The 25,491-nt window shown below is 30.1% G+C and carries 21 protein-coding genes and 2 pseudogenes; 11 read left to right on the top strand and 12 right to left on the bottom strand.

The window, feature by feature from the left end; translation table 11 throughout:
• The first annotated feature begins 75 nt into the window (after positions 1-75).
• On the top strand, positions 76-1,293 hold the full coding sequence (locus EI427_RS14015; RefSeq protein ID WP_126615683.1) for a FecR family protein: 1,218 nt from the start codon (positions 76-78) through the stop codon (positions 1,291-1,293).
• A 158-nt stretch (positions 1,294-1,451) separates the two neighbouring features.
• On the top strand, positions 1,452-2,831 hold the full coding sequence (gene mnmE, locus EI427_RS14010) for a tRNA uridine-5-carboxymethylaminomethyl(34) synthesis GTPase MnmE (RefSeq protein WP_126615681.1): 1,380 nt from the start codon (positions 1,452-1,454) through the stop codon (positions 2,829-2,831).
• A 298-nt stretch (positions 2,832-3,129) separates the two neighbouring features.
• Here mnmE and EI427_RS14005 read toward each other — a convergent pair whose 3' ends face one another.
• Entirely contained in the window at positions 3,130-7,326 is a 4,197-nt protein-coding gene (locus tag EI427_RS14005) for an NACHT domain-containing protein (RefSeq protein WP_126615679.1), read from the bottom strand.
• Between the two features lie 581 nt (positions 7,327-7,907).
• Between EI427_RS14005 and EI427_RS14000 the strand changes: the two genes are divergently transcribed.
• From EI427_RS14000 to EI427_RS13980, 5 genes are all read left to right on the top strand, one after another.
• Positions 7,908-8,633 carry a DUF6088 family protein gene (locus tag EI427_RS14000; protein ID WP_126615677.1) on the top strand — a complete coding sequence of 242 codons (726 nt, stop codon included), beginning with the start codon at positions 7,908-7,910 and terminating at the stop codon, positions 8,631-8,633.
• A complete protein-coding gene (locus tag EI427_RS13995) occupies positions 8,630-9,616 on the top strand; it encodes a nucleotidyl transferase AbiEii/AbiGii toxin family protein (RefSeq protein ID WP_126615675.1) in 987 nt (328 codons plus the stop codon). The genes EI427_RS14000 and EI427_RS13995 overlap by 4 nt, the downstream gene beginning before the upstream one ends.
• Positions 9,617-10,193: 577 nt before the next feature.
• A complete protein-coding gene (locus EI427_RS13990) occupies positions 10,194-11,363 on the top strand; it encodes an ATP-binding protein (protein ID WP_126615673.1) in 1,170 nt (389 codons plus the stop codon).
• Positions 11,364-11,517: 154 nt separating this feature from the next.
• Positions 11,518-12,636, top strand: coding sequence for a Fic family protein (locus EI427_RS13985; RefSeq protein WP_126615671.1), 1,119 nt, complete (start codon positions 11,518-11,520; stop codon positions 12,634-12,636).
• Positions 12,637-12,739: 103 nt separating this feature from the next.
• A complete protein-coding gene (locus tag EI427_RS13980) occupies positions 12,740-14,080 on the top strand; it encodes an AbiH family protein (RefSeq protein WP_126615669.1) in 1,341 nt (446 codons plus the stop codon).
• A gap of 512 nt (positions 14,081-14,592) precedes the next feature.
• Here EI427_RS13980 and EI427_RS13975 read toward each other — a convergent pair.
• The 5 genes and pseudogenes from EI427_RS13975 to EI427_RS13955 all read right to left on the bottom strand — a co-directional run bounded on the left by EI427_RS13975 (position 14,593) and on the right by EI427_RS13955 (position 16,863).
• Positions 14,593-15,099 (bottom strand): hypothetical protein, encoded by a 507-nt coding sequence (locus tag EI427_RS13975; RefSeq protein WP_126615667.1) that lies wholly within the window; start codon positions 15,097-15,099, stop codon positions 14,593-14,595.
• Positions 15,099-15,659, bottom strand: a complete 561-nt coding sequence (locus EI427_RS13970; protein WP_170178470.1) for a hypothetical protein — start codon at positions 15,657-15,659, stop codon at positions 15,099-15,101. Before EI427_RS13970 ends, EI427_RS13975 begins: the two co-directional genes overlap by 1 nt.
• Before the next feature lie 4 nt (positions 15,660-15,663).
• Positions 15,664-15,846 (bottom strand): annotated as a pseudogene (locus tag EI427_RS26430) (IS3 family transposase); the annotation flags it as partial.
• A gap of 37 nt (positions 15,847-15,883) precedes the next feature.
• On the bottom strand, positions 15,884-16,552 hold the full coding sequence (locus EI427_RS13960) for an IS3 family transposase (RefSeq protein ID WP_240655379.1): 669 nt from the start codon (positions 16,550-16,552) through the stop codon (positions 15,884-15,886).
• The gene (locus EI427_RS13955) at positions 16,549-16,863 is read right to left on the bottom strand and encodes a transposase (protein ID WP_126615661.1); all 315 of its coding nucleotides are present in this window, start codon (positions 16,861-16,863) and stop codon (positions 16,549-16,551) included. Before EI427_RS13955 ends, EI427_RS13960 begins: the two co-directional genes overlap by 4 nt.
• A gap of 168 nt (positions 16,864-17,031) precedes the next feature.
• On the opposite strand from EI427_RS13955, the pseudogene EI427_RS26490 reads away from it, so the two are divergent.
• Positions 17,032-17,145, top strand: a pseudogene (locus tag EI427_RS26490) (IS30 family transposase); the annotation flags it as partial.
• Positions 17,146-17,277: 132 nt separating this feature from the next.
• On the opposite strand, the gene folE reads toward EI427_RS26490, so the two are convergent.
• Genes folE through EI427_RS13935 form a run of 4 tightly spaced genes read right to left on the bottom strand, consistent with a single transcriptional unit; the run spans position 17,278 to position 21,475 of the window.
• Complete coding sequence (folE, locus tag EI427_RS13950; RefSeq protein WP_126615659.1) at positions 17,278-17,937, bottom strand: GTP cyclohydrolase I FolE; 660 nt, start codon at positions 17,935-17,937, stop codon at positions 17,278-17,280.
• Positions 17,938-18,354: a phosphoribosyl-AMP cyclohydrolase gene (gene hisI, locus EI427_RS13945; RefSeq protein WP_126615657.1), complete on the bottom strand. Its 417-nt coding sequence runs from the start codon at positions 18,352-18,354 to the stop codon at positions 17,938-17,940.
• Positions 18,354-19,046 (bottom strand): GTP cyclohydrolase, encoded by a 693-nt coding sequence (locus EI427_RS13940; RefSeq protein ID WP_126615655.1) that lies wholly within the window; start codon positions 19,044-19,046, stop codon positions 18,354-18,356. Before EI427_RS13940 ends, hisI begins: the two co-directional genes overlap by 1 nt.
• Positions 19,043-21,475: a TonB-dependent receptor gene (locus EI427_RS13935; protein ID WP_126615653.1), complete on the bottom strand. Its 2,433-nt coding sequence runs from the start codon at positions 21,473-21,475 to the stop codon at positions 19,043-19,045. Before EI427_RS13935 ends, EI427_RS13940 begins: the two co-directional genes overlap by 4 nt.
• A gap of 185 nt (positions 21,476-21,660) precedes the next feature.
• Here EI427_RS13935 and EI427_RS13930 point away from each other — a divergent pair, with 185 nt between their 5' ends.
• A complete protein-coding gene (locus EI427_RS13930; protein WP_126615651.1) occupies positions 21,661-22,089 on the top strand; it encodes a Fur family transcriptional regulator in 429 nt (142 codons plus the stop codon).
• A gap of 109 nt (positions 22,090-22,198) precedes the next feature.
• Entirely contained in the window at positions 22,199-22,597 is a 399-nt protein-coding gene (locus tag EI427_RS13925) for a MerC domain-containing protein (protein ID WP_126615649.1), read from the top strand.
• 78 nt (positions 22,598-22,675) lie between these two features.
• Here the strand turns inward: EI427_RS13925 and EI427_RS13920 are convergent, their stop codons facing one another.
• The gene (locus EI427_RS13920; protein WP_126615647.1) at positions 22,676-23,380 is read right to left on the bottom strand and encodes a LytR/AlgR family response regulator transcription factor; all 705 of its coding nucleotides are present in this window, start codon (positions 23,378-23,380) and stop codon (positions 22,676-22,678) included.
• Between the two features lie 2 nt (positions 23,381-23,382).
• Complete coding sequence (locus tag EI427_RS13915) at positions 23,383-24,441, bottom strand: sensor histidine kinase (RefSeq protein WP_170178469.1); 1,059 nt, start codon at positions 24,439-24,441, stop codon at positions 23,383-23,385.
• Positions 24,442-24,664: 223 nt separating this feature from the next.
• On the opposite strand from EI427_RS13915, the gene EI427_RS13910 reads away from it, so the two are divergent.
• Positions 24,665-25,039: a MotA/TolQ/ExbB proton channel family protein gene (locus EI427_RS13910; protein ID WP_126615643.1), complete on the top strand. Its 375-nt coding sequence runs from the start codon at positions 24,665-24,667 to the stop codon at positions 25,037-25,039.
• The last annotated feature ends 452 nt before the right edge of the window (positions 25,040-25,491 follow it).

The raw sequence follows: 25,491 nt of genomic DNA, 5'->3' as shown, positions 1-25,491 counted from the left end.
ACAGACTTATGCATAGTATATGATAAGCTCCTAAGAAATAAAGATAATAACGAGTAACATTTTATCCGACACATTATGGATAAGGAAATTAACATTGATTGGACGCTGATTGCTAGATGTCTTGATGGTGATAATGAGGCTGTTGAAACGGCTAAAAAAATTGCTACCACTGACACGACATTTAAAGGCGTTCTATCTGAAGCGACAGCAATTTGGAAGCAATCCAATGCTATAGGTCAAGAAAAACAGCATCGTGTAGATGTAAAATTCTTAGACGATAAAGTAGGTGAGATTTGGCAAAAGATTTTGGAAGTAGAGTCTGAAGAGACTTCAATTGCAGTATCTTTATCTAATCAGGCTGAAAGTGTAGAAAAAGAGGTAGTAAATATCTGGAATGCATCGGAGCAATTAGGAAAGAAGCAAAAACGTAATGTTGATGCTACTGAAATGAATGCTGCAATGGCCAAAATGCTACTTCGCATGAATATTTCTGAAGAGGAAGAAAAGGCAACAAAAGAGGTTGAACTTCCTAAGCCAACATTGAAAGTATCTAAACCTGCTGCAAAAACAGGTACAGTAGAACGTTCTATGTGGAGTTTCCAAAGAAGTATTGCAGCAGCAGTAGCAATATTGTTAACTGTAGGTTTATCTACTTTTTACTATTTTGGATCTGGAGCAGACCAAATTACTTTAGAGGCAACAAATGCTATGGCATCAGTTGAGTTACCAGACGGTACTCAAGTGTGGTTAAATAAAAACAGTGCTTTAACATACCCTAAAGATTTTGGAGAAGGAGATAGAGTAGTCTCTTTAAAAGGTGATGCCTTTTTTGAAGTAGAAAGAGATGAAAAACATCCATTTTCTATTATCACTTCTGAGGCAACAACAACTGTTTTAGGAACATCTTTCCATTTAACACAAGATCAAGTAGATGTTGTTACTGGTAAAGTTCGTTTTGAAGACAAATCTTCTGGAGATTATGTTGTTTTGGTAAAAAATCAGAAAGGATATTTTGAAGGAGGAGAAGTTTTAAAAGGAGAAAGTAATGAGTTAAATGCAGCTAATTTGATGCAATCTCATTTATCTTTTAACGGACAAACTTTAGACGAAACTGTTCAGGTACTTTCTAAAGCATACCATAAAACAATTCTTATTAAGAATGAAGCGTTAAAAAGTAGAAAATTCTCTGGTACATTCGAAGATAAGTCTTTTGATGTAGTGATGGAATTAATGTCTGAAGCAGTAGGCTTTAGTTATTCGACAGACGATAACGGAACAATTATTATCAAATAATATTCTGTAAAAATATACAAGTAGAGCCACCTTAATTTATAGGGTGGCTTTTTTGTGTTTAATTGTGGGTATAGTTAATGAAATAAAACTCTTCTTTTAAAAGGATAAACACTTCACTTAAAAAAACTTACCTTTGTAATTGAATTAATATTATCCTAATGCATAATACTATAGAATTAGATACAATTGTTGCTTTAGCAACAGTTCCGGGGCAGTCTGCAATCCACGTGATTCGTCTTTCTGGTCCTGATGCAATTAAGATTGTCAACAAAGTTTTTAAAGGAAAAGACCTAGAAACACAAGCAGGACATACAGCTCATTTTGGTACAATCCGTCAAGAAGATGGTACCATTGTAGACGAAGTGTTGGCAACAATTTTCTATGGTCCAAGATCATATACAGGAGAAAATACGGTAGAAATATCGTGTCATGGTTCTCAATTTATTGCAGATCAATTGTTACAATTGTTTATGCAAGTTGGTGCTCGTTATGCTAAGGCAGGGGAGTTTACACAACGTGCATTTGCAAATGGTAAATTAGATTTAGCACAAGCAGAAGCAGTAGCAGATTTAATTGCTGCAGATTCTCATGCATCTAGAGATGCGGCAATGCAACAAATGAGAGGTGGTTTTTCTAACGACATTAAAAAGTTAAGAGAAAAGCTAATCCATTTTGCTTCAATGATTGAATTAGAATTAGATTTCTCTGAAGAAGATGTAGAGTTTGCATCAAGAGATGATCTAAAAGCTTTAATCAATGAGTTAAAACGTGTGATTAAAGCATTGATTGATTCTTTCTCTCTAGGTAATGTGCTAAAGAATGGTGTACCTACAGTAATTGCAGGAAAGCCAAATGCAGGTAAATCAACTTTACTAAACGCATTATTAAATGAGGATAAAGCAATTGTTTCTGAAGTAGCAGGTACAACACGAGATTTTATTGAAGACGAAATAAATATTGGCGGTATAACATTTCGTTTTGTAGATACTGCAGGGCTTCGTGAAACACAAGATAGAGTGGAAGCAATTGGTGTACAACGTTCTTACGAGAAGATGAAACAAGCTTCTTTAATAATGTACATGTTCGATGCATCTGAATCTAGTTTTGCTGAAGTACAAAATGAAGTTGAAGCACTAGATAAATTAGGAGTTCCCTATATTTTAGTTGCTAATAAATTAGATAAGTTAGCCACAGGTTTAGCAGAAGACTTTAAAGTTTTTTCTGAAAACTTGATAGAAATATCTGCCGATAAAGGTACTGGTGTTGAGGAGCTGAAAGAAAGAGCACTTCATTTAGTAAATCTTGATAAAGTACAAACAGGAAATACTATGGTAACGAATGCTAGACATTATCAGTCGTTACGTGAAACCATGAAAGCATTAGACGATGTAATTAATGGTATCGATATGGGAATGACAGGAGACTTTCTTGCTATTGATATAAGATCATCTTTACATCACTTAGGAGAAATTACAGGAGAGGTGACTACTGATGATTTATTGGAGAATATCTTTAGTAAGTTCTGTATCGGCAAGTAGGTTTTAAAATATAGCTTTAACGATATTGAAAAGAGGGTTTTGGCCCTCTTTTTTTGTGCTTTCTAATTTGTTTGATGAAAAATATTAATGACTATTTAATGGACTTATTGATACTCTTACTTCATAGAAGTTATTTAACACATTATGAAAAGCACTTTTAGTTGTACGTTTTATTGATTTAGTGCACTTTTAATTGTGCTTTTTAAAACCTTATTATTTCATTTGAAGTCAGCATTCCCATCCTTTTTTAATTCTTTATAGTGTTTGTTTTGAATGAAAATTTAAACAGACAACAGCTCTAGTTTTTTATTGAAATTTGTTCTTTCACTTCAGCAATTGTTAATGTGATAGTATTGTTCTTGTAAAACTCTTGATCTAATTCTTGAAGTCGATGATTTAGGTATTTGACATATTTGTACTTTTTATGGTTGAGATCAAGAAAGGCTTGAAGTTTTTCCCTTACAACGGAATAATTTTTTTCTGATAATAACGCAGTGCTTTTTATTAAATTATAAACTGAAAGATACAAGTTTTCTTGATAGCCAAAAGTAATATCATGTTTATAACACATCTCTAATAATTCCATTAAATGTGGTAAGGCATCGAGTGAAAATGTTAAATGTGACGTCTTGAAACCCTTGTCTATATGAAAATCGTTATCATTTAGATACTTGATGAACCTCTTTAGACCGTCAATATTACCGATACTAATTAGGTACTTTAATATAGTAAGTGCTTCTTCTTGGGAATGATGATTATGAAGTAAGGTTTTAAGTTGCTTAAGACAGAAAGAAAATTCTCCTTGTTCAAGAAGTATATCTAAAATACGCCACTTTATTTCGGAGTTAGATTTAGTAAATAGTTCTTTAAAAACTTCAATGTTTTTAGTTTTTTCCCAATATGAAATCAGAAATGTATTATCATCTTCATTTAAAATTTCTGATACGATAAATGAGTAACTTTCGACAATACCTTCTTCTAATAAATATTTCAGATGTTTTTTTCTTATGATACTGCTTTTTATTCCCAATCTAAGATTTATGAGCATCCTTTCAATAATTAACTCTGAACTTACCCAATTGTTGATGTAATTAATATTACTATTATTTTCCTCACTATCAGTCCAAACAAACAACAGCATATCTAATATGATACTGTTAGAGTGTCTTAAATTTAGTTTTAAAGAAAAAAAGTAAACCCATTGAGCTAAATAATTTACAGAAAATGAGTCATCTGATTTGAAGGTAATAGCAGTACTGAATTTAATTTTTGATATATTTTTATTCACCCAATCAACAACCCATTTTTTTTGGGAATCATTTAATCTTTTATTGAAATCTTCTCTAAGTAAGGTATTGTATAACCTCCTGATTAAATATTTCTCGACATTTTCAGTGTTATCAAGCCACTTTCGAACTTCTTGTAGAGTAACGACTTCTTTCTTTTCATTTACAAATTTCTCTAATATTTCAAATACTAGATTGGAGTCAAAGTATTGTAGTTTACTAATCTCTTTTCTGTAATAATGCATATCTCTTATTTCAGTTTTGCTAAACTGACTTTTTTCAGCAAGTTTATATGCACTGATTATTTTATCCTTAAGTTCTTTTGGAGTAAAAAGTAAATTGAAATCTTTTTCTTTGATTTCTGTATAAATATTTTTTTGTTTATGAGGTGACAAAATTGAAAATTTTTGACAGATTCCATCTTTTAAAGATTGTGCAAGATTATTATCTATGTTAATAAGGGTATCATAAATAGATATTGTAGTCTCACAATCAATTTTATTTTCTAATACTGCTGATATTACTTCCGAAACATTGTCATTTGTAATGATATAAGCAATAGTATTTGCTTTTTCAAAGCTATCCTTTGTTTTGAATTGATCATTAATAAGATCTATCAAAGCTATATCATTAGTAGAAGTTAATTCAAAAAAATATCTAATTGTTAAACCTTCTTCTGAACCATAGTATCTCATTTTAATACAATACCAATTCATAATTATTTGGTATGTGAGATCTGGGTCTTTATGGTATAATTTTGAAGACAGTTTGATTATTTTTTCAATAAAATTATTGTAACTGTGAGAAGTTGTAAGTTCATAAGAAGGAAATTCAATAAAGAATTGAATCAATATTTTCAATGTTTTTGGAAATTTTACTTGGAGAAAACATTCTAATATTTGACTTTCTTCTCCCGTATGATAATTGGGTATTCTATCTATTTCGTCATCATCAAATATTTTTTTAGTTATTTTAAATCCTCTTATTAAATACTGAATATTGTCATTACTTAGGTTATTCTTTTTAATCAAAGAATAAATAGAACTTCTAATAGATTGATAATTTCTATAACAAACAGTTTGGATTAATTGATTTGCAAACTTATTATCTATTCCAATTTTAGTTAATGTTTGAATACAATTAGCTACATATTCAGATACACTTTGATTTAAATCATTCACATATGTTTTTATTTCTGTCATTAAAAAATCACAAGTTTCTGAATGACCTTTTCCTTTGAAATCAAAGTATTGAAAGATGCGAATTGCACTACTTTTGACTTCCAAATTATTCTTTTTGTTAGTGATTTGTTTTTTAAGGTAATGAATGATTTCATCAGATTGCCCAAAGTTAGCAAGTCTACTTTCATTGAATTTATTAGAGTTGAGCCAAACTTGATATTTTTTGGTGCGTTTGAATATTTTTTTGAAGACTTTTACCCTGAGTTCTGTTGGAATTACTTCCTTTTCAGCTGTTACAATTGAGTCTGGATCATTATTTATCAGCCAATCTATTAGTTTTGAACGAACCTGTTCATTCTCTATTACACTAATCAGAAAACCAGTAATATTAATCCACGAAGGTTTAACTTTTTTCCAATTTTGGTAAGTAATAAATGAAATAATCCTTTCAAAGGAATATCGACACAACGCTTTAGCTGATAGGTATTCTTGAAAAAGTCGATGATCAAATTCCCAAGAAACGAGTTGAGTATCTTTCTTATAAAACTTCGTGTATTGGATTATTTGGAACTTTTCAGTATCCTCATCGAGAAATTGCTCAAGTTCATCTTCTTCCAAAGAGGAACGTTGATATAGTTCCATTGATAAGGCTAATTGTTCTAGTATTCTTAAAGTTGTTCTAATAAAGTGCTTTTTATCGTGTGTTGTAACATATTTATCTTTGTCATATTTAATGTTTTTTTCAATCAATGCGTCAAATAAATCTTTTCGATTTTTATTTAATTGACCATTATCGGAATAATCATCTAGTAAATGAGATAAGTAGAAAGGATTATCAACCAAGTCAGTATATCCCATAAGGTAAATTTGCTCACGGAACTCATCAAGATTAATGTTATAGTATTTTTGTACAAAAAGCTTTACATCCTCTGAATATAAACTTAGTGGAGCTAAAGATATGTTTGTAAAATCATCACCTAATATTGAATCACTTATTAAGTGATTTGTTCTACATGAAATCACAATTTTGACATTTGGGCAGTTTTCTGAGAAACTTATTATTTCTCTTACCGCTATGTTAAAATCACTACTTCTTACTTCATCTAAACCATCTAAAATAACGACTAAAGAACCTTGAACACTCTCCCAATTTTTGGGTAATAAGGAGCTCATTGTTTTGCCTGTATACCTTAGAAAAGAATAATAAAAGGAATATAGGTTGTTATTTTCTTCAAGGATGAGTTTTAGTCTTTTAAGTTCTACAGTTTTTCCGATTCCTCCATTTCCAAGTATTAAAACTCTTTTCTTATCAAGAATAATTGATTGTAAATCGGTCTCATTTTTAGAATAGGTCTGATAAAAGTTTGAATCTTGATTTTCTTCAAGAAGATAGTAGCTCCTAGGAATATATCTTTTTAAAGTTTGCAGATCATCTGTAGAAAAAGATTGCTTGAATAATGAAAAGTCAATTTGTTTGTCTTCATCTAACTTTTGAAGAATTGAGTCAGAATCATTTTGGAGTCGATCAATCCCATCACCAATTTCTTCTGTATTAATTAATACATCATCAACTTTACTATCAACCTTTTTATTGGTTTCTCTTAATTCTTTTTGATGTAAAGAAAAGGATTTTGAATAGTTTTCTTTAAAAATCTCCATGAAAAGCGAAACTTCTTCTACGAAGTTTACTTTTAAGGAATCTAAAGTGGTGGGATTATGGTAAAATAAAATGTCTTCTACTTTACTTTCAAGACTTTTATGATGGCCTGATATACATACATTTTCAATTACTTTTAAAAGTTCTTCTTCTTTAAAAAGAGATGCTAACTCTTTTCCTTTCTTTTGTTCGTATTGGTATAAGCTGTGATTGAATATTGAATGTCTATCATTTATTAGAGAACTATTTATCTTCAGCATTTTGAATAGTCTGAAGATTGAAAAATACTTTTTTTCTAAATAGGGGCGAATGTTTAGAAAAGTAGTTCTTGCTTTTTTTAAAAATAAAACTATTGCCGATACATCACTCATTTCAATGGGGTTTGCTTGTTTTGTATCGTAATTTAAAACTAAATCATGTCAACTTCAATACTTGTATATTAAGACTATTTGAATTGAATGTGTTTTTTAAAATTCCAAAATGAGATATTGAGTATTTATAGGTTTAAAAATATTGGCAAAGTCTTCTTAAGGTGAGAGGAATAAATATTTTATACTGAGGTAGGTGTTAAAAATAAACTTTTTTTTCTCTTGTTATTTACCAAAATTTTATTTCATCATAGTTGTATACTATCTGTCCGCTCAAATTCCAAAAACAGTCTTAACACTATCAAAGACGTAGATTTTAGGGGTGTTAGTAAGTTCTGTATCGGCAAGTAGGTTTAAAAATATAGCTTTAATGATATTGAAAATAGGGTTTTTACCCTCTTTTTTTGTGCTTTCTAATTCGTATACAAGAAGTTATATAGACTTAATGAGACGAATTGAAATTTTATTTTCTCATATAATACCTAGATCTGAAATGAAATGCTTATATAGATTGGTGTATTTTTGTCTTGTTTTTTTTGAAAAAAACAGGACAAACTGTATATTGTTGTAAAATCAAAAATATATTGAAAACAACAGATTATATATTAAGTAAAATAAAAAATATTCCTGAGGGATATGTATTTACCTCAGATAGTTTTTTAAATGAGGATAACACTAAGACTGCTGTAGTAAAAGCATTAAGCAGAATGATGAAGTCAGGTGTGATTAGCAAGTTATCTAAAGGGAAATTTTATAAAGCGAAGCAGAGTGTATTTGGAGAACTTGCTCCATCAATGGAACAGGAACTAAAAGACCTTTTAGAGGTAAATGGTAAAGTGATAGGGTATCTTACAGGTACGAGTATTTATAACCAACTTGGACTTACTACACAAGTAAGTAATACCATTCAGATTGGTAGAAATGAAGTAAGACCTCAATTCAAAAGAGGAATATATACAATAAAGTATATTAAACAGAAAAATACCCTTTCAAAAGCAAATATTCCTTACCTACAATTATTAGATGCTATTCATTTTATAAAGAAAATACCTGATGCGACTATTAAGGAAACTTGCGAGAGAATAAAGTCTATCCTAAAAGAAAAAAAGGAAGAAGATAAGGAACGATTGATCTTTTTAGCAAAAAAATATGCTCCTAGTACAAGGGCATTATTAGGTGCATTATTGGATGATATTGAACCCTCATCGCTTACCGATAAATTATTCAAAACCTTGAACCCAGTAACTACTTATCCATTAAATGGAGCAAAAGCAGTTTTATCTACTACTCAAAAATGGCACATTGTATGAATTTACATAATGATAAAAAACTATTTAAAGAGGCTATTCAGGTCACAGCTAAACAACTAAAAATAGCAGAGGTCTTTATTGAAAAAGATTATTGGGTGGTATATGTTTTAAAATCAATTTTTAGTCAATCTGTAGGAGAAAGTATAGTATTTAAAGGAGGTACAGCTTTATCTAAATGTTTTAATATAATAGAACGGTTTTCAGAAGATATTGATTTAGTAATACTAGAGGGAGATTTAACATCAGAAAATCAACGTAATAAACGGTTAAAGAAAGTAACGCAAGTTATAACTGCTCCTTTAGAAGAAGTAGAAATAGAGGGGATTACAAATAAAAGAGGAATGCTACGCAAAATCGCCTATGAATACCCGAAGGTAGATTTATCAGGTCAGTTTATTCAGGCAAGAGATAAAATTATTGTTGAAGCTACAAGATTGGGGAAGCCTGAACCTTTCGAAACAAAAAAGATTGCTACCTATATTTATGATATGATGCTTGAAAATAAGCAAAGTGAACTGATTGAAAAATATGAACTAGCACCTTTAGAAGTTAAAGTATTGTCTTTAGAAAGAACATTCTGTGAGAAAATAATGAGCTTAGTACGATTCTCTTATGGTGATGGTTATAAAGAACAATTAAAGAATAAAATAAGGCATATATATGATTTGAATCAATTACTCAAAACAAGGGAAATTCAAAGTTTTCTTAATTCAGGTGAATTTGAACTCTTTTTCCAATCTGTAGGTCAGGATGATGTACATAGTTTTAGGAATGAAAATGAATGGTTAGTAAATCATCCTAAAGAGGCAAAATTATTTTCGAATACTGAAAGTGTCTGGAAAGAAATCAAATCAGTTTATACAAAAGAATTTAGAGACTTAGTGTATGGATATTTACCTAATGAAGAAGAAATACTTCAAACACTTCATATTATTAGTGGAAAATTAAATTCTATTTCTTGGACTATTAAATTGAATCAATAACAAGAATTAAAACTAGAAGATATCTTATAAAAAGGTGATATTGAAGAGGAGTAATGTAGTTAGTCTACATCAAAGTATACAACCAATTGTATACTAAACCCTCTCATAAAACAGCTTAAATAAGCGTTAATCAAAGGTTTTTGATAGTTAGTATACAAAATCTACAAAGTATACATTGGGTTAGAGTAAGAAAGGTTTAAAATGTTAAAATCAATGTTTTTTTCATCCTCCAAAATTATCAAAATCCTACTTCATCATTTTTGTACTCTATTTGTCTGTCCAAATTTCAAAAACATCCTTAACACTATCAAAAACGTATATTTTAGAGGTGTTAGTAAGTTCTGTATCGGCAAGTAGGTTTTAAAATATAGCTTTAATGATATTGAAAAGAGGGTTTTTACCCTCTTTTTTTGTGCGGTATAGTTTGTTTGTTGAAAAAGATTAATTTCAATGACTATTTAGTGGACTTATTGATACTTTTCAATAAGAATAAATTACACTTTTAATTGTGCGTTTATTTTATTTTTTGTACTTTTAGTTGTGCGTTTTTATTTTTAAGTAAATTTTCGATTGAAAAATGAGAGTATTATATCAAAAGTTTGAGACTTTAATCAGACATGTAAATATCGATTTCAAGCGTTATATATATGAAGAAATATCTTGGAATAGTAGGATGATTGGAATTGTTGGTCCAAGGGGTGTAGGGAAAACAACAATGATACTACAGTTTATAAAAGAGAATTTAGATACTAAAAAAGCATTATATGTAACTGCAGACGATATGTATTTTGGGCAAAATTCACTTTATGATTTAGCAGATACCTTTTATAAAAATGCAGGGGAATATTTATTTATTGATGAAATTCATAAATATTCGAATTGGTCTAGAGAATTGAAAAACATTTATGATTCATTTCCAGATTTAAAAGTAGCTTTCACAGGCTCTTCTGTTCTTGATATAATAAAGGGATCTTCAGATCTAAGTAGAAGGGCATTAATGTATCATATGAAAGGTCTGTCATTTAGAGAGTACTTGAATATGTTTCACAAATATGATGTCAAACCTTTTTCATTGGAGCAGATTATTCAAGGAGATATAAATATTACGAATCTAAAGCATCCTTTACCTCTTTTTCAAGATTATATTAAAAAAGGATATTACCCTTTTGGGATTGAAGATGAGATTTTTGTGAGGTTAAGCCAAATAATTGCCCAAACATTGGAAGTAGATATCCCACAGTATGCTAATATGAATATTTCGACGAGTCGAAAATTAAAGCGGTTGTTATCTATTATTGCGGAAAGCGTTCCATTTAAACCTAATTTCACAAAAATTGCAGAGATACTAAAAGTAAGCCGTAACTCTTTAGATGACTATTTTACCTACATGGAGAAAGCAGGTTTGATTGGGCAATTACGAAATGAAACTAATGGTATAAGAGGTTTAGGAAAAGTAGATAAAGTATATCTTGATAATACAAATTTGGTATTTAGTTTAGCACAAGAAAAATCTAATATAGGGAATATAAGGGAAACATTTTTTCTCAATCAAATGCAGGTTAGAAATGAAGTGATCTCCTCTAAGAAAGCTGATTTTGTAGTTGGAGATTATACTTTTGAAGTAGGAGGAAAGAATAAACAGCAAAAACAAATAGAACAGGATGGTAAGTCATTTATTGTGAAAGATGATCTTGAATTTGGATACTTAAACGTCTTACCTTTGTGGACATTTGGATTGAATTATTAAAGGAGGATGTTAACATGAATATTTTTCTACCTCCAAAAAAACATCAAAATTTGGGTTAAACTATTTTGTATACAAGAAGCCATATAGACTTAATGAGACGGATTTAGAGCTTTTATTATCTCTAATTAATATTATATCTCCAAAAAATGTGAATATGGATTTAGGTTTACATTTTATATTTCCATATTTTGTGAATATGGAAGAGCTGTATAAATATAATCACGAAGATTGGCCAAATTTTATGTTTGATGAAAGTAAAGTATTTCGTCAATTAGCCTTAGTAATGGAAGCTTATGGCTTTATCAAAGGTCGTTTTAAAGATGTCAATATTGATGCAAGAAATGAAGTAATCATCACGGCTTTGTCAGATGAGGTATTTGCGAATGCTGAGATCGAAGGGCAGATTTTAAATAAAGAGGATATTCGTAATTCGGTGAAGAAATCTTTTGGATACTCACACACAAAGAAAAAGTTTATCTCAGATAATAATGTGGAAGTTTTTGCCGATGCAATTCTTCATGCTGATGAAAAACTCACTCATGAATCACTGTATAAATGGCATAAAACCTATTTTCCTAATGGGCTATCTGATGGAGAATCAATTGTTGCAGGAGAATATACAAAAGAGAGAATGCAGATACGTAGTGGAAATAAAGTAATTTACATTGCTCCAGAAGTAAAAATGATTCGTCGAGAAATGAATTCATTTATTGCGTGGTTTAATACTGAGTCTTCCATACACCCATTTATAAAATCTGCAATTGCTCACTTATGGTATGAAATAATACATCCTTTCGAAGATGGGAATGGTAGAATAGGGAGAAATTTAGTAGATAAAATACTTGCCAATAGTTTTTCAGATTCCATCCGAACCATTGGTTTTTCTTCTTATATCTCAAGAAATAAAGGGGAGTATTACCGTCAGTTAGAGTTCAATTCTAAAGGTAATATGGATATTACAAGTTTTATTCTCTACTTCTTAGGAGCAATTCAAGGGGCAATAGAGTTGTCTAATCAAAAATTAGATAAGCTTTTAAAAAGAGATAACTTTTGGAAAAAATATACTCAAGTAAAATTCAATAATCGTCAGATAAAAGTAATTAATAAAATGCTTGAAGATGATTTTGAAGGAGGTATGAATAATCGAAAATGGAGCAGAATGACGAAATGCTCTTTCCAGACAGCAACAAGAGATATTGAGTATTTAATTGGATTGGGAATATTGGTGAAATCTTCTGCAGGAGATAGGAACAAGAATTTTGTTTTGAAGTAAATATTGAATTATAACTTTTTATAAACTCAATTGTCAGTATATTATTGATTAGTTATTTCATACTGATAATTAAAAAACTCTTTCATAAAAGAAGAATGATCTTATGAACAAAAACGGACTAACAGAAGATACAAACCATCTTATCTTAATAGGCAATGGGTTTGATATGGCTCATGGGATGAAAACATCTTATGGAGATTTTTTAAAGTCTTTATTTCCTATTGATAAAATAAATGAGGAGCTAGGTAAATTTGTTGGGAACTATTTTTTTAGAGATTGGAGCAGAGGAAATAGACTGGTATGTAGCGAAAATATTGAAGTAGGACAAGTTATTATATCATTACATACTTATCGTTCAAAAAGTAATGAATCTTATGAATTAAGAAAAGTGAGTGATAAAGAACTTACAGATAATAAAGCAAGACCTGATCTTAGAATAGATATACATCCTGTTTTAAGAGATCATTTTAAAGAAATATTTAATGATTTTCCAAATTACACTTTTACTGTTAATTCGAAAAACTTTTTTCTAGAGAGGTTGATAATTGATTCAAAAGAAAAAGGATGGGTAGAAATAGAGAAATTTTATTATGAACGGTTATTGAGTACAATTCAAAATGAGAAGCCTAATTCAGAATTATTACAAAAGTATAATCAAGGTTTTAAAGAAGTAAGAAGTGAGTTAATCAATTATCTTAAAAAAGAAGAGAAAGCTTTTCTAAATTTAAGAAGAAAAAAATCTAATGATAATTGGGTAGAGTCAATCAGGCTGCCACTTTTAAACTCTATTCCTCTTAAACATTTTTATAAAGTTATAGAAGAAGATCCATATTCTAGAGGCAAAGTGATGTTTGATAGAAATCCTGATGGAAAGAATGAATATGAACTACCTTTTCAAATAGCAAAAAATAGTGTTATTGTCAACTTTAACTATACAAGAACTCCATTGATATACACAGAACAATATAATCAAGGAGCTTATAATTGGGAACATATCCATATTCACGGATCATTAGAAGAAGAGGAATATATAATTTTTGGTTATGGAAACGAATATGATAAACATATAAAGCAGATAGAGGAATTAGAAGTTGATGCTTATCTCGAATTCATAAAGTCAAATCTATACAAAAGACAAAGTAACCTTGATAAGGTTTTAGATTATTTAGATACAGGAAAATACTATGTTACAATTCTAGGTTTATCGTGTGGATTAAGTGATAAAACCTTGTTGAAGGAGATTTTTGAACATGATAATTGCCTAAAGATTTGTGCACATCCTTTTAATGAAGTAGATAAAGATGGAAACATCATAAAAAATGGTCATAGAGCTTTATCAAATAGTATATATAGAAATTTTACTAAGAAAGAATTATATCGAGAAAGGCTTATTTCTGAAGATCAAACGGAACCATATTCAATAAGAGTTATTGAAAAGGAATAGATAAGGTTATGTGTTTAGTCTACACCTAAGTATACAACCAATTGTATACTAAACCCTCTCATAAAACAGCTTAAATAAGCGTTAATCAAAGGTTTTTGATAGTTAGTATACAAAATCTACAAAGTATACATGGGGTTGGAGTAAGAAAGGTTTAAAATGTTAAAATCAATGTTTTTTTCATCCTCCAAAATTATCAAAATCCTACTTCATCATTTTTGTACTCTATTTGTCCGTCCAAATTTCAAAAACAGCCTTAAAACTATCAAGAACGCAGATTTTAGAGGTGTTAGTAAGTTCTGTATCGGGGCAAGTAGGTTACATTTTTCTAAGAATTTCATTTAGACGTACATTAATTAATACACGTTTCGGCTATAATATTTATTCTTTGTAAGAAGCTTAAGAATTCATTAGTGAGTTAAATAAGTAGAGTAAGACTTTATTAATGAAGTAATATTGTAAAAAAATAAGAGTCACCTTTTATAAAATAAACGGTGACTCTTATTTTTAGTAAGCTAATTATTTATCTTATTTGAATCAATAATATAATAAAAGTGATGTGTATTATCAGAGGAAGAAAGTACTTCATTGGTATTATCTTTTTCTTTCACTATTTCATATGCTGAAAAGTCGTTATACAATGATATATCCCAATTAATATCTTTGTTCATTAAATCGTAGATAAATTTTTTCTGAACTTGATTATCAATAATAATTGATATAGAATCACTATCATAAGGGAAACTATTTCTATTGTTAAAATGATCCACTCTAAAAAAAGAAGATACAGGTTCAGCTGGCTCTATTATTCTATTCCAATAATTAGAGGTATCACTTGGGTTCAAGTTAAGGTTAGTAGTAATATCATTACTGTATATTTTGATAAGAACTTTTTTATTGAGTGTATTTACTATTTGATATTGTGAAATACTACCTTTATAATCATTATCACAATGATCACATTCACTTTTACACTTAGTTAAAAAGAGTAATGCTAGGCTACAGGTGATTAATAATTTCATTAGTCTATAGGTTCTAAGTTTTCATTATATGAATCAATTAAATCTTGAAGATTATCTTGAGTGTCATTTGAATAGTAATTTAATAAGTTATTACTGAGCCCTTGTAAAGTTGATACATTTTTTAATGCATTTTGCATTTGTGCAGTTGTATATCCACTAACTCTATCAATAGGTCTATCAGGGCTTCTATTATTATTACTTTGATCATTGTTATCATTCAGATCAAAGAATAGAGAGGTATATTTTCCTTCTACTCCGTTATTTTCAAAAGTATTATTCATCTGAGTGAAAGTCATATTTTGTGATCTATCACCATTATAGTTAGGAAACCATTGTCTAGTCAAATGATGTTCAATATATTTAGCCCAACTTTCTTTTAGAATTTCATCTTGTAGATCATCTCTATCGTCACAAAAACTATTATTATTCCAAGGGTAACATCTATCTCCTCCAAGAGCAAAATGACTTGCGTGACCTAATTCATGATATGTAGTTGCCACAATAGATTGTATAGTTCTATTATCACCATTACTTTGGATTTGCAATAAAAAATTGGACAAATAATTAAGCCACCTTAACCTTTTTATAATTGTAGTAAAAATTGGGACTGACATACCCCAGTTTTGAATGAGGTCTCTTTCTATTATACCAAATTTCAATATACTCTGCCACTTTCAATTTCACATGAAATAAATTTTGAAATGAAACATGATTTGTATATTCAGATTTTAAAATCTTAAAGAAATTTTCTGCTACAGCAGGTTTTGTACCCTAAAACTGCGTTTTATCCTCTTAATCTCAAATCCTTTCTAGACATACTTTGTGCCACATTATGATTACTAAGTATTCTTCGAAAACTCTTGCTAGCGTACTGTACACCTCGATCAGAATGAAAGATTAAACCATGAGATGGTTTTCTATTTAATATAGCCATTTCCCATGCTCGGTTTACCGTTTCATCCATAGTCATTGTATCTGATATGGACCAACCTATAATTTGTCTATCAAATAAATCCATAATGATTGTCAGGTAAGTCCATCCATTAGAAGTCCATAAATAAGTGATATCAGACACCCACGCTTTAGATGGTAAATGTGGATTGAAGTTTCGATCTAAAAGATTTGGAGATATTCTCAAATCATGATCTGATAAAGTGGTTTGAACTTTAAATTTTCGACTTATAATATTTCTTAAACCCTCTTTTTTCATCATTCTAGCTACTTTAGGTCTAGAGACATGGAAACCATTATTATTTAATATTTTGGTTACTTTAGGACTTCCGAACCTTCCCTGTGATTCTTTATATATAGCTTTTATTTCATTCGAAATACTTCTATCTGAAATTGTTCTTTTTGATTCTTTTCTATTCAACCAATCATAGTAACTACTACGGCAAATGGATAATAATTTACACATCTTCTCAACAGCAAAAGTACCTGTATAAGCTTTTATAAATTGGTATTTCTGTTGTCGCTCCTGGAGAAGATGCTTACAGCCTTTTTTAATATCTCACGTTCCTCTTCTGCTTCTTTTAAAGCTTTACGTAATCGTGCATTTTCATATTCAAGATCTGTCATTACAGGCTTGCCATTTCCTTGAAAACTATTCTCTCCATATTTTTCTTCCTCTCTGATCCAACGAGCTACCATATTAGTATTTAATTCTAATTCTCTACCCACTTCTTGAATCGATTTACCTGTCTTATGAAGATTAACAACCATCTGTTTAAACTCCTTGTCGTAAGCTGTTCTTTTCTTTCTCATAATTAAAGATAATTATTTAAGGCTTAACTTACTGTCCAATCAAATATAGCAGGTCCAGTCTCGTTTTTATTCAGAGTTTATTTTTTAGTTCAGATTTACCCAAAACACATATATTTCATTTCCAGATATTCATCAATTCCATAATTAGACCTTCTATACTAAACTTATATTTTAAAAATATACTCCAAAATTGAAAATAAACTCAATAATAGACCTCGTAAAAGGTATGGATTTTATAGTCCTATTGAGCTTATAAATAATATTGATATTAGTGCAGCCTAAAGTTACAGTTGTTATTAGAATTCAAGATCCAAAATGGCTAAGGTTATAATAGTTTTGTTTATGTAGGAACTACAAAACTAAAACTTTAAGCCATTTTTTCTTTTTATAAGAAATTAACCGTGATAAACTCTATTATTCTAATAACCTAATAAACTCCTCTCTGTAAGAAGAATCAGTAAATTTCCCTCCATATTCCATCGTTACCGTAGCACTTGATTTATCTTTTACACCACGTGTAGAAACACAAAGGTGTTCTGCATCTACAATAACTATAATATCATCTGTTTGGAGTGCATTTTTTAATTCATTATAAACCTGTAATGTCATACGTTCTTGCACCTGAGGACGTTTTCCGTAATATTCTACAATTCTATTAATTTTAGAAATACCAATAACTTTCCCAGAAGAGATGTAACCAACATGCGCTTTTCCTACAATTGGTAAAAAGTGATGTTCACATGCAGAAGAAAAAGTGATGTTCTTATCAATCAACATTTTATCATACTGGTATTTATTATCGAAAACGGATAGAGAAGGTTTTTTATCTGGGTCTAGTCCGGCAAAAAGTTCTTTTACATACATTTTTGCAAAACGATAAGGAGTACCCTTCAAACTATCATCTGAAAGATCAAGCCCAAGTGTTTCCATAATACCGCCAAAGTATTCCTGAATTATCTCAATTTTTTCTTTATCACTTTTTTCAAAAGCATTTGGGAGCATAGGTGTGTCTACACTCGTCATGATGTGATTATCACCTTCAGCCTCGATTTTTATTTTTTCCTTCTTCTTCATTTACTCCATTCCTTCAATAAACTCCAATTCGTTTTTTTCGATAGTATAATTTCTATAGAAACACGCTTTTCTATTTTTTCCTTTTTGATTGAATGTATGACAAACGCCATCACCCATCAATTCTACTTGATAGATGATAGCGTCTTGATCACAGTCCACCATTATGTTTTTTATTAGAAGATAGTTGCCAGAAGTTTCTCCCTTGGTCCACAACTTTTTTCTAGAAGTAGACCAAAATGTCGCTTTTCTTACTTTAAGTGTTTTCTGAAAAGCTTCTTCGTTGGCATATCCTAACATTAGTACTTGTCCCGAATCAAATTCTTGAACAATGACAGGTAATAAGCCTCCTCTTTTAGAAAATTGAAGTTGAGGTATCAGTACTTCTTCTAATTCATTTTTTGAACTGCCTTGTATCATTATTGAATATTTAATACAAAAGTTAGATCGAAATCTGGATCACTAATTTCAGCAGAAGAATCTTCCGTTTTAAGACCATCAGGCTGATGCATTAAACGTACTCTAAACTCACCTCTATTTAATGCAGAAGATGTAGTCCATGAAGTTTCAAATCCAAGAGGTAAACCATTACTATCTTTATCCTCATAGTTGATAGGATCACTGGCATTATCAATATTACCGTTTCCTGTAGGAGTAGTGAAAGCATTTTCAGTGAAGGCATAGAAGAATTGATGTTCGTCTGCTTCTTCAACTATTTCAGCTCCAATATTTTCACCTTCTTCTTCATGTTCGTCATGATGTTCATCTCCATCATCGTGATCATCATGTTCCTCTTCATGATCATCATGATCGTCATGTCCTAAGGTGTTTAAGATTTCAAAAGTCAGAGAATAAGTTTTATTCGAACCTAATGTAATTTCATCTTTAATTTCTAAAGGTTTTGCACCCTCTCCATCTTCATCTTGTGCTAAAGCTGTTACTACATCACTAGCATCTTGAGTATTTGTAAAGATTAATTTTACGTCTGTGATTGTTTCATGATCATGCTCTTCTGGTGGAAGATCTTCGTTGTCATCACAGCTAGTAAATAAGAATGTTGATAGAGCAAAAAATACAATACTGCTTCTTTTAAAAATGTTTAAAGTTTTCATTTGTTGTCTGATTTAGCGTTGAAATTATATTTGAGAGAGAAGAGGAAATTTCTTCCCGTTTCGTCTGCGAAATACCTCATGCTGTTGAGATAGTTTCGATAACGAGTATTGAATACGTTTTGTACAGCTATACTTGCAGTAAACTGTTTGATTTTAAATCCATAAGAGATGTCGAATAAAAAATACCCTTCTGGAGCATCTTTGTAATCAAAAATTTCGGATTCGGGTGTGATCTCGACATTTCCATCAATAATATCTTCCGGAGGAATAGTTCTTGGTGCTTGAAATTGTTGAAAAGTATAGCTGGGTTTCACTGATAAATTTGAAGATTCTAAGATCCAAAAAGGCTTTAAATTCCACCTTAAAGTATAGTGCGTAGTAATAGGAGGTTGGTTGATTAGAGGTTCATTTTTTTCTACATTTTTTGACCATAAATAACTAATACCAAATGTACCATTCGTAGTAGGAGACCACTGTTTTTGCCATGTAAAGTCACCACCAATAAAGAGTGCATCTGCTTGGTCAAAAATAAAACCAGGCATTGGCCCTCTTAAAGTTCCGAGAACACCAAAAGGGCGTTCATAAACATAGTTTTGGATATAATGAGAATAGGCTGTTATTGTAAAAGTATTACGACCCTCTTGATGACTCAATTCATTGATCCATTTATACCCTTTCTCAGGTTTTACATTGCTTTCTGATAGTAACTGTACCTTTCTTGTGCTAATATTTCCATTTTCATCAAAATTATAGCGGAGCATTCCATAGGTTATTTTAAAACCATGTTGCCCAAAACTGTAAAGTTCTTCTACATTTGGTGTACGCCATGCGGTTCCAAAATTGGTTCTAAAACTCGTCTGTTCATTTATCTGACGAATGTAGCCTAGAGAGGTCGTGACATTCGTAAAACTATAATCATCTCTAAAAATATTCTGATGAATATCTCTACCTCTTACATTATTGTTTTCGTAATCGGCACGTAGTCCTATTTCAAAAGTATTCTGATTACGAGCAAAGCTTTCTATTAAAAAACCACTTAATCTTGTAGTATTATAATTAGGGATAAATGCAGTAGTATTTGTACCAGGATTGTTGTTGTTATCTTGCGTAAAAAACTGTATTCCCATAAGTCCATCTAGTTTGTTTCCTTTTTTATGGTTCCATTCTAACTGATAATCAGAGGTAGTTAATTTTAAATCGATAATTGGGAGTTCTGCATTTCTCCTTACATCAAATTCTTTACGCTTATTTAATTGTCGTCCAATTCTAAAAGTCAATTTACTGTCATCAGAATACCACCAATTTGCTTCTCCTTTAATTAAATGATGTTGAGTAGCCTGACTAGGCTCATTGATATCGTAAGAGAAAGGTCTTATAATTAAAGGCTTATCAGCATTAATTGCTTTTATAAAAGAATCTCCACTTTCAGCTACTGAAGACCTGAGTAATGCTAAGTTTTGATCGATAAAACTATAATAACTTAAGAAGTCAAAATCTTTGAATTTGTACTTCACCCCAGCATTAAAAGACTTCTCTTCTTTGCCAGAATTTGTTAAAGAATAATCTGGTGTATGTCTATCTCCTATACGTGTATAATTTCCGCCTATGTGATAGCTTAAATTTTCAAAACCTTCATTAATTTCAGAATTTACATAATATCCTTTGCCATTAGTTTGGTAACCTGTTCCAGCACCAACGTGTAAAGGTTGATTAAAATTTAATGGATTTGCTTCTACAATTACAGCCCCACCTAAAGCTTCTGGTCCATATTTTACACCAGCAGCCCCTTTAATTACAGTTACATTATTAGCCGTTGTAATATCAATTTCTGGAGCATGATCTGAACCCCAATTCTGAAAACCATGTTTTAATCCATTATTCAGTACCAAGATTCTATTACCATATAGACCATGAATAACTGGGAGTTGTACGTTGTTACCAACTGACGAAAATGTTACTCCATCAATATTTGATAGGGCAGAGGCTAAAGTTTGTGTAGGGTTAATTGCTAAACTTTCTTTATTGATTGAGTTTTGTGCAATAGTAATAGTACCTGTACTTTCTTCTATTTCTGATATTGTGACTTCATTTAAAGCAATAATATCTGGTTTAAGGTAGATAACAGGTTTTTGTTTTTCTGAATGATGCACCTCACAAGATGCGTCACAAGTAGTAGCACAGTACCCATTGCAAGAAATCACCAAACAATTTGACGTTTCACATAAACCATCCAATTGAAAAGCACCCTCGCTATTTGTTAATGTATAATGATTTGTTCCTTTTATACTAACCAATACAAATGCCAAAGCTTCATTAGTTTCTATATCACGCACAATACCATTTAACTCATAATTGCAAAGAGTTAAACTTTGACCAAAAGTGAGCAGGTATGGAACAAAATAGAAGAATAAAAAACAGAGCTTTTTCATTAAAATCAGTTCGTATTTTAGAAAGAGAGTTAGATTTTTTCTTTGAAAGTTCCATTTAATGATAAATAGTCAGATGATTTTCATATATTTAAATCACAAATGCAACTGTGTCGCAAAAATGAATAATATTTTTTATAAACGCAACTTAGTTGCATTTAATTTCAATTTTTATCTATATTTAATGTATGAATGATAAATTGAGTATTCCAGAATACCTCATAAAACATGGAGTAAGGAAGACATCTTTTAGAATAGAGTTATTAGAAATATTTCGTAATAATAGGCGAGGACTTTCACATAGAGATATCAAAAGTCAAGTAAAATCGTCGACAGATAAAGTAACGATTTATAGGGCGTTAGATACATTTTTAGATAAAGGTATAATACATAAAGTACCAGATGCTAATAATGTTTCTAGGTATGCACTAACAAAAACAAGCTGCAATCATAAAGACCACAATCATGCACATTTTATATGTAAAAAGTGTGAGGGAACATTCTGTTTAAATGAATTTGAACTACCAATCTATAACGACACTAAAGGTTTTAATATTAAGAACACTAACTTAATTTTAGAAGGTGTTTGTCCAGACTGTAGTCCTATTATTAATTAGTTTTTTAGAGGAAAGTCAATAATTAAATTATTTTATCGCGACAGTGTCGCATAAGTGGTAATTTATAATTATAATTGCATTAAAATTCTATCTATCATTTTATTCTATTATGAATTCATTGACATTAAAATCAGACTTTTTAGGAGCTCTTACTAGTTTTTTATGTTTGCTGCATTGTATAGCAACCCCCTTTTTATTTATAGTAGATAGTTGTAATACAAGTGGATGTTGTGAGGCTTCGCCTGTTTGGTGGAAACAATTTGATTTATTATTTGTCTTTATTTCATTTATAGCCGTTTATCGATCTATCAAATTAAGTAAGAAGCAGCTTATTCAAAGTTTATTTGCCATAAGTTGGTTAGGTTTATTCTTTATTGTTTTGAATGAGCAACTTCAGTTTATCAGCTTGCACGAAAATTTAATTTTTGTTCCTTCCATCTCTCTTATAGTTCTTCATATTTATAATAAAAGAGATTGCCGTTGTAGCGGTAAAACATGTTGTGGGTAATCTAGAACAGGAAATAGTCTATTAAGAAATACTGATTTATAGAAGAGGGTAGCTTTGATATAATAACTAGAATAAAAATTACCCATTTCCTTTTTCAAAAAACTGAAGAACACTTTCTCTAAAACTTTTACTTACAGGTAGCATTTCTTTTTCGATTTCTACAACTTCTCTATTTAATGCAGTCACATGATCCATATTGACTATAAAAGAACGATGAATTCTTAGAAAATAATGAGGCAGACGATCGGCAATACCTCCAATAGTTTCTTTTGTTTTCCAGCTATCACCTTTATTATTTTTGATAATCAAATAATCACCTTGACTTTCTATATAAGTAATTGATTTAAAATCGATCTTATAATGCTTACGTTCAGAGCGTATAAAAAGATAATCATCTTTAAAATGTTGAATTTCTTTCTTTTGCTCAACCTGTTCTTCAAATTTTTGCAAAGCCAACTTAAACCGATCAATAGCTACAGGTTTTAATAAATAATCAACCACATTTAAATCAAAACCTTCTATTGCGTATTGCCTATGAGCTGAAATTATAATCACCTTTGGAGGTTTGGCTAACGATCTTAAAAAGTCTAAACCAGAAATTTCAGGCATTTCAATATCAAGAAAAAGTAAATCAACATCTTGTTTCATCACCTCAGCAAAACCAACTTTAGCATCAGCGGCTTCTCCTACAACCTCATAATTATCTATCTGAGAAAGAAAATTTTTAGTAATCCTTCTAGAAATAGGTTCATCATCTAAAATTAGTGTTTTATATGTAGACATATTTATAAGTTGATTTTTAATTGAATATAATAACTATCTAAGGTGTCGTTAATTTTAAGCTGATGATGGGCAGGGTAGCAAATTTCTAATCTTTTTTTCAAATTAATAAGTCCAGTGCCTTCATGTAGCTTAGGTGATTTATTTTTTGGTTTACTATTTTCAACTCTAAAAGTAAAAGTATCGACAGAGTAATTTGATGATATTTTTAGGTAAGCACTATCGTTAGTAGGTTTAATACCATGTTTGAATGCATTTTCAATCATAGGGAAAAGTAAAAATGGAATGATTTGTATATCCTGATCACCACCTTGCAAATCAATATATAATGCAAAACGATCATCAAAACGTAATTGCTCTAAAGAGATATATTGTTGTAAAACTTTAATTTCATCTGCTAACGCAACATTTTCTTCTTTAGATTGATAAACAAGATAGTCTAAAAGGCCACTCAACTGAAGTAAAATATGGGGTAAATCATCAGATTTTTCGATAGCAAGACCATATATATTATTAAGTGTATTAAATAGAAAGTGCGGGTGAATCTGATCTTTTAGAGTATTTAGTTCTAATTCTTTTAACTGAAGCTCGATTTGTAGTTTTTCTTTTTCTAACTGATGAATTGTCTCTCTCTTCTTTTGTTCCTCTTTTATCTGTTGAAAACTTGAATAAAGTATGGAAGTAAAAAGTTGTACAAACCATAACATAGAAAGATCATTAATAATTGGGTTCATTTTATTGTAATCTAAATCTGCCAAGACAATAAATACGCCTACTATTAATGTTATCTGAACAAAACTACTCACAATAAATGCATAAAGGAGATATAAAAAGAATCGGAAGTACTTTTTAGAATACAAATATTTTTTGATAAGCACATTGTTCAAATAATAGGTAAAACCAATTGTAAAAGGAAACCAGACAAGACAAAATAGGAATGTATTAAAATAATCTTGATGAAAATGTCCTAGAAATAAACAGGAAATAATAAGCATGCTTCCCCAGTAGGTTGCTTCAAACGTTATTTTACTATTTAGAAAGAGATACAGTGTACTTTTATTCATGCTTCTAATATTCAAAATAAATTTAGAAATTACATCTAGATCAGATAAACACATCATTCTAGTAGATAGGATGACAAATTCTGTAGATAAATGAATGTTTTAAAGCTAGATGAAGCGATATCAACTTTAGTTCGATAAAAAATGCCAATTCGTCGACCTTTAATAGAGGAGTAAAAGTAGTACGGTAAGTTTGAAGTATTGATCACTTAAACACTTTTTAATTATGCAATGGTTTACTAATTTTTACTACGAAGGAGGATATTTATTCATGAACATAATATCTATTGTAGGTATTTTAATGTTCTTATTTATGATTTTAAGAGGGTTAGGAATCTCAAACAATATGATTCAACCAGCTAAATCTCAAAAACTAATGAAAGAAGCCTCAATTTTAGCATTGGTATTAGGCATCTTAGGGCAACTAATTGGTTTATATTCTGCAATGGTCGCAATCGCAGCTCAAGGTGGAGTGTCTATGCAAATTCTAGCAAGTGGAATTAGAGTATCTTCAAATACTACATTATATGGTTTTTTCTTTTTTGTGATAGCTAGAATTGCATACATCTATTTTACCTTTTCTGAAAAAAAAGAAGCGTAATTATTAAAGCAGAATAGTTTAATATAGAAATAGTCGTAGAATCAATTAAGTTTCTACGACTATTGTCATTATAAAGTAAATAAAATGCAGTTAGTAGTAGTCTATAGTCTCTAGCAATATTTGGTTTTAGTATTGATAATTTTTCATGGTTTTAATTTTTAGCTAAGTTGTTATTTATAATGATAATTTGGTTTAGTTCTAGCTAAGTTATTCAGATAATAATGATAAACGTTTTAGTTGTTGTTATAGAAAACGGTAACTATAAGTAAAGGATTTACCAATTCGGTCATTTGACTTCCTAAATTGGTCGAATTATAACTTCTATTTTGTTGAAGAAAATGAAGGCTAAAAAAATAGCCATAGAATCAATTAAGTTTCTATGACTACTTGTTGTGAAAATGAAAGTAGTAAAGGGTATTCCCTTTTTAAATTAAATTAGTAGCAACACATTG

Origin of the sequence: Flammeovirga pectinis (assembly GCF_003970675.1) — a bacterium.
Classification (GTDB): domain Bacteria; phylum Bacteroidota; class Bacteroidia; order Cytophagales; family Flammeovirgaceae; genus Flammeovirga; species Flammeovirga pectinis.
Note: the sequence above shows the minus strand (reverse complement) of the source record. Positions and strands in the feature narration are given on the sequence as shown.